Raw genomic sequence first — 5364 nt, forward strand, 5'->3', positions numbered from 1 at the left:
GTCACGTCGATGGCGGCTTCGGTAGGGCCATACAGGTTGTACAGGCCGGCGTTCGGCAACTTGGCGAACACCTGCTGCTGCGCGTCCACCGGCAGGGCCTCGCCGCTGCAGACGATGCGGGTGAGGCTGGTGCAGCGCGGCACACCGGCATCCAGCAGGAAGGCCTGCAGCATCGACGGTACGAAGTGCAGGGTGCTGACCTGGTGCTGGTTGATCAGCGCTACCAGCCTGGCCGGGTCGCGGTGGTCGCCAGGAGCAGCGACCACAAGGCGCGCACCGGTCATCAGCGGCCAGAAGAACTCCCACACCGACACGTCGAAGCTGAACGGGGTCTTCTGCAGTACCGTGTCGCTGGCGTCCAGAGCGTAGGCCTGCTGCATCCAGCACAGGCGGTTGGTGAGTGCGCTGTGGCGGTTGCCGGCGCCCTTGGGATTGCCGGTGGAACCGGAGGTGTAGATGACGTAGGCCAGGTTCTCCGGGTGCAGGGCAATGTCCGGGTTGCTCTGGGCGTGCTCGCTCAGGTCCAGCGTGTCCAGGGCCAGCAGCGGTAGGCCTTCGGGCACCGGCAACTGTGCCAGCAGGTGCTGCTGGGTCAGCAGCAGGGCGATGCCGCTGTCGTCGAACAGGTAGCCCAGGCGCTCGTGCGGGTATTCCGGGTCCAGCGGCACGTAGGCGCCACCGGCCTTGAGGGTCGCCAGCAGGGCGACGACCATCTCGATGCTGCGTTCCATGGCGATGCCGACCAGCACGTCGGGGCCGACACCGCGTGCAATCAGCGCATGGGCGAGCTGGTTGGCACGGCTGTTGAGTTCGGCATAGCTCAGGTGCTGTTCGCCGAACACCAGTGCCGGCGCGTTCGGTGTCTGTTCGACCTGCGCCTCGATCAATTGATGAACCGGTTGCTCGAGTGGGTAGTGGGTCGATGTCAGGTTCCAGTCGAGCAGTACGGTGTGCTGTTCCTGCGGTGCAAGCATCACCAGGTCGCCGATGGCCTGGTCTGGCGAGTCGAGCATCGCCCTCAGCAGCCTGAGCAGCGAGTGAGCGAGCTTCTCGACCGTGGCGGTATCGAAATGCGCCTGGTCGTAACTTGCCTGCAAGGTCAGCATCGCGCCGAAGCCGACCATCAAGGTCAAAGGATAGTTGGTCTGCTCATGGGTACGGATGCTGCCAAAGTGCAGTGTTGTGCTTGGCGTCTGTTCCAGGGCTTGCGAAATCGGATAGTTCTCGAACACCAGAAGGGTGTCGAACAGGCTTTCGGCGTTCTTGCCGGCCAAGCGTTGAATCTCGAACAACGGGGTGTGTTCATGTTCTCGCAAGCTCAGGTTCTGCGCCTGCACCTGCTGCAGCCATTGGCCGACGCTGAGCTCGGGCAGCGGCGTGGCGACCACTGGCAAGGTGTTGATGAACAGCCCCAGCTGCTGTTCCACCCCGCTGAGCTCCGCCGGGCGACCGGAGACGGTGGCACCGAAGCAGACCGTCGCCTGTGCGCAGTAACGCTGCAGCACGATCAGCCAGGCTGCCTGAACCAGTGTGTTGGGGGTCACCTTCTGCTGGCGGGCAAAGGTCTCGAGCCGGGCAGTGTCGGCCTGTTCGAGCGCGGCTTCGAGGTGTGCGTGGCCGGACCCCGGTGAGCGTTGCGCAGTGATGGCCGCTGCAAGCCGAGTGGGCGCATCGAGGGTCTGTACCTGGGCTTTCCAGAACGTCTCGCTCAGTGCCGGGTCCTGCTGTTGCAGCCAGGCGATGTAATCGCTGTAGCGACCGCTGGACTGGGGCACGCGCTGGCCATGGTAGCGCTGCATCACCTCACCCATCATCTGCGAGTTGCTCCAGCCATCCATCAGGATGTGATGGTGGGTGTAGATGAGGTGATGGCTGTCCTCGCCGGTGCGGACCATGAACAGGCGCAGCAATGGCGGTTGCTGCAGGTCGAACGGCTGCATCAGCTCTTCGCCAGCCAGGGTGTCCAGCGCTGCGCTGCAACCCTGGCGCTCGCGCCAGTCCAGTACGCTGAACGGCAGTTCGACTCGCTTGTGCACCACTTGCAGCGGCTCGTCGAGCTGGCCCTGCCAGAGGAAACCGCTGCGCAGGATGTCATGGGCATCCACGGTGGCCTGCCAGGCAGCTCGGAAGCGTTCTGCATCCAGGCCGCGTACGTCCAGGCGCATCTGATTGATGTAGTTACCTGCTTGTTGCTGGTAAAGGGTGTGAAACAGCATGCCCTGTTGCATCGGGGCCAGCGGGTACAGCGTTTCAACCTGCTGGGCCGAAAGGGGCAGTGCATCGAGCTGCGCCTGGCTCAAACGGGCCAGAGGCACGTCCGACGGCGTCAGGCCGTGGTGGTCGGCCTGCAGGCAGTGCTCGATCAGGCGGCTCAGCGAATGCAGGTAATTTTCGGCCAGCCCTTCAATGGTCGATGCATCGTACATTGCGCTGTTGTAGCCCCAGGTCAGGCTCAGTTCACCGGCAAACACCTGGCAGTTGAGGGTCAGCCAGTTGCTCTGCGGGGCGTCCAGGCTCTGCCCGATACCTGCGCTTTCTGCAGCGGGGGCAAACAGCGCACCCTCGTCACTGTCGAAGGTGCCATCGAGCTGGCCCAGGTAATTGAACGTCAGGCGTGGCACAGGCAGTTGCTGCATGGTCTGTTGCGTCTGTGCATCGCCCAGGTAGCGCAAGGCGCCGAAGCCGATGCCCTTGTTGGGGATGGCGCGCAGTTGCTCCTTGATCTGTTTGATCGTGCCACCCAGCGTACTGGCCGGGGTCAGGCGTACCGGGAACAGGCTGGTGAACCAGCCGACGGTACGGGTCAGGTCCATGTCTTCGAACAGCTCCTCGCGGCCATGCCCTTCGAGTTGCAGCAGCAGGTCGTCGTGACCGCTCCAGCGCGTGATGACCTGCGCCAGCGCGCTGAGCAGCAGGTCGTTGACCTGGGTGCGATACGCCGCCGGTGCCTGTTGCAGCAACTGGCGGGTGCGTTGCTTGTCCAGCACGACCTGCACACTGTTGCTGTTGCGGTTGATCAGGCGATCGGCTGCACGGTCGCAGGGCAGGTCATTGCTCGCTCCGTGCAACTGCTGCCAGTAGGCGAGTTCCTGGTCCTGCCCGGTGTGCCTGGCGAAAGCCTGCAACTGTTCGGCCCAGGCACGCAGCGAGCGGGTCCTGGCGGGCAGTTCGACAGCGTGCCCGGCCACTGCACGGCGGTATGCTGCCTGCAGGTCTTCGAAGAGAATGCGCCACGACACGCCATCGACCGCCAGGTGGTGAATCACCAGCAACAGGCGCTGGCTGCCATCGGCGAGCTCGGCAAGCAGCGCACGGACCAGGCCGCCTTCCAGGTCCAGGCTACGCTGCGCCGATTCGGCCAGCGCTTGTAGCGCATGCGCATCACTGACTGTGTGTTGCCACAGCAGCGGTGTGTGTGCCCAGGCTTCGCGCTGGGCCGCTTGCGAACGGTACTCGCCGGTCCAGCCGCGGGCGGTTTCGGTGAACTGCAGGCGCAAGGCGTCGTGGTGCAGCACCAGGCTTTGCAGGGCCTGCTCCAGCGCCGCCGCATCAAGCCTGGCGTTGGCCTTGAGCAGTACGGCCTGGTTCCAGTGATGCCGCTCGGGCATCGGCAGTTCGAAGAACATCTGCTGGATCGGCAGCAATGCCGTTTCGCCCTGCAAGGGCGATTGGTCGACAACCGAGCGTGCATCGCTGGTCTGGGCAACCGTGGCCAGGCGCTGGATGGTCTGGTGTTCGAACAGCGCCTTGGGAGTGAAGCGGATACCGGCCTGACGGGCGCGACTGACGACCTGGATCGAGATGATCGAGTCGCCGCCCAGTTCGAAGAAGTTGTCGGTAACGCCCACGCGATCAAGCTTGAGTACCGCCTGCCAGATAGCGGCCAGTTGCTGTTCCAGTGGGTTGGAGGCAGCGACATGCTCGCTGCGCGTGGCTGCGTCGCCGATGCCGGGCAGAGCCTTGCGATCGAGCTTGCCGTTCGGGCTCAGCGGCAGTTGTTCCAGCAGTATCAGGTGGGTTGGCACCATGTAGTCGGGCAGACCGGTCAGCAACTGCTGGCGAACAGCATCGCGCCATTGCGCCTGCTGCGCACTGCTGGCCGACGCCAGGGTGGCGTCACTGGCCACCAGGTAGGCGGCCAGTTGCAGGCCGCTGCCTGCTTCAACGGCCAGCACGCTGGCCTCGCGAACGCAGTTCAGTTCGAGCAGGTGCGCTTCGATTTCACCGAGTTCGATACGCAGGCCGCGGATCTTCACCTGGTGGTCGACTCGCCCCATGTAGTCGATCACGCCGTCGGCGCGTTGGCGTGCCAGGTCACCGGTACGGTACAGGCGCTGGCCGGCGCCGAACGGGCTGGCGACGAAGCGCTCGGCGGTCAGCGCGGCACGGCGGTGGTAACCGCGCGCCAGGCCTGCACCGGTCAGGTACAACTCGCCGGTGGCACCCGCCGGCAACGGCAGCAGGTCGGCACTGAGCACGTACGCGCCCAGGTTGGCGATCGGCTGGCCGATCGGCACGCTGTTGCGACCTTCGTCGCGACAGGTCCAGTGGGTCACGTCGATGGCGGCTTCGGTAGGGCCATACAGGTTGTACAGGCCGGCGTTCGGCAACTTGGCGAACACCTGCTGCTGCGCGTCCACCGGCAGGGCCTCGCCGCTGCAGACGATGCGGGTGAGGCTGGTGCAGCGCGGCACACCGGCATCCAGCAGGAAGGCCTGCAGCATCGACGGTACGAAGTGCAGGGTGCTGACCTGGTGCTGGTTGATCAGCGCTACCAGCCTGGCCGGGTCGCGGTGGTCGCCAGGAGCAGCGACCACAAGGCGCGCACCGGTCATCAGCGGCCAGAAGAACTCCCACACCGACACGTCGAAGCTGAACGGGGTCTTCTGCAGTACCGTGTCGCTGGCGTCCAGAGCGTAGGCCTGCTGCATCCAGCACAGGCGGTTGGTGAGTGCGCTGTGGCGGTTGCCGGCGCCCTTGGGATTGCCGGTGGAACCGGAGGTGTAGATGACGTAGGCCAGGTTCTCCGGGTGCAGGGCAATGTCCGGGTTGCTCTGGGCGTGCTCGCTCAGGTCCAGCGTGTCCAGGGCCAGCAGCGGTAGGCCTTCGGGCACCGGCAACTGTGCCAGCAGGTGCTGCTGGGTCAGCAGCAGGGCGATGCCGCTGTCGTCGAACAGGTAGCCCAGGCGCTCGTGCGGGTATTCCGGGTCCAGCGGCACGTAGGCGCCACCGGCCTTGAGGGTCGCCAGCAGGGCGACGACCATCTCGATGCTGCGTTCCATGGCGATGCCGACCAGCACGTCGGGGCCGACACCGCGTGCAATCAGCGCATGGGCGAGCTGGTTGGCACGGCTGTTGAGTTCG

The 5364-nt window shown here is 65.2% G+C and carries 1 protein-coding gene; it reads right to left on the minus strand.

Annotated elements, in window-relative coordinates:
- Positions 1–5364, minus strand: a 5364-nt coding sequence (locus CR917_RS26965; RefSeq protein ID WP_146095051.1) for a non-ribosomal peptide synthetase, incomplete at both ends; no start/stop codon positions are given.

The organism is Pseudomonas sp. BRM28 (genome assembly GCF_002939405.1).
GTDB classification, from domain to species: domain Bacteria; phylum Pseudomonadota; class Gammaproteobacteria; order Pseudomonadales; family Pseudomonadaceae; genus Aquipseudomonas; species Aquipseudomonas palmensis.